Genomic DNA, 742 nt, shown 5'->3' with positions numbered 1-742 from the left:
GCGAAAAATTAAACCCGCGAATTATACGCGGGTTCTTGGGTATTGCCTAACCTGCAGCGTGGCTCAGTCGCGTTCTTCGATCCAGTGGGCCTGAATGGCCTCCAGGATCTTCTCGCCACAATGCTCAGGCTTGTCGTCGAACTCGGGCAATTCCATCACCCATTTGCGCAGATCGACGAAGTTGACCGACATAGGGTCCACATCGGGCTTGCTTTCAGCCAGCTGGATGGCGATTTCCAGCACATCAGTCCACTTGAGACTCATGACAATTCCTTGAATCAATGCGGCGCTTCGGCTGCGTGGTTGAGCGAGTATTTCGGAATTTCGACGGTCAGGTCTTCGGTACCGACCTTGGCCTGACACCCCAGGCGGGACTCACGCTCAAGACCCCAGGCCTTGTCGAGGTAATCTTCTTCCAGCTCATCAGCCTCTTCCAGCGAGTCGAAACCTTCGCGGATGATGCAGTGGCAGGTGGTGCAGGCGCAAACGCCACCGCAAGCGCTTTCCATCTCGATGTGGTGCTCGTGGGCCAGTTCGAGAATCGAGATGCCGGGTTCGGCCTCGACTACCATGCCTTCAGGGCAGAACTTCTCGTGTGGCAGAAAAATGACCTGCGGCATCGTTATTCCTCAATCTCATTCAGGTTGCGCCCCGCCAGCGCGGCTTTCACCGTCGAGTCCAGGCGGCGGGCAGCAAAGGCATCGGTCACTTGCGACAGACGCTTGGTCTGCTGCTCGATGGC

Annotated in this window: 3 protein-coding genes; all 3 read right to left on the bottom strand. The window is 57.1% G+C overall.

Features of this window, described 5'->3' with window-relative positions; all coding sequences use genetic code 11:
- Positions 1–63: 63 nt before the first annotated feature.
- Positions 64–264 carry a Fe-S cluster assembly protein IscX gene (gene iscX, locus D8V06_RS16320; protein WP_017123703.1) on the bottom strand — a complete coding sequence of 67 codons (201 nt, stop codon included), beginning with the start codon at positions 262–264 and terminating at the stop codon, positions 64–66.
- Positions 265–278: 14 nt separating this feature from the next.
- Positions 279–620: an ISC system 2Fe-2S type ferredoxin gene (gene fdx, locus D8V06_RS16315; protein WP_020795601.1), complete on the bottom strand. Its 342-nt coding sequence runs from the start codon at positions 618–620 to the stop codon at positions 279–281.
- Positions 621–622: 2 nt separating this feature from the next.
- Positions 623–742: hypothetical protein (locus D8V06_RS30875; protein ID WP_241667832.1), on the bottom strand; the 120-nt coding region annotated here is incomplete at its 5' end.

It is taken from the genome of Pseudomonas sp. Sample_24 (genome assembly GCF_004307605.1).
GTDB lineage: Bacteria > Pseudomonadota > Gammaproteobacteria > Pseudomonadales > Pseudomonadaceae > Aquipseudomonas.
This window is presented reverse-complemented; position numbering and strand designations above follow the sequence as displayed.

What these genes read in the sequence shown, in the direction of transcription:
- iscX (WP_017123703.1), bottom strand. Translation starts at nt 264, where the DNA reads ATGAGTCTCAAGTGGACTGATGTGCTGGAAATCGCCATCCAGCTGGCT.
- fdx (WP_020795601.1), bottom strand. Translation starts at nt 620, where the DNA reads ATGCCGCAGGTCATTTTTCTGCCACACGAGAAGTTCTGCCCTGAAGGC.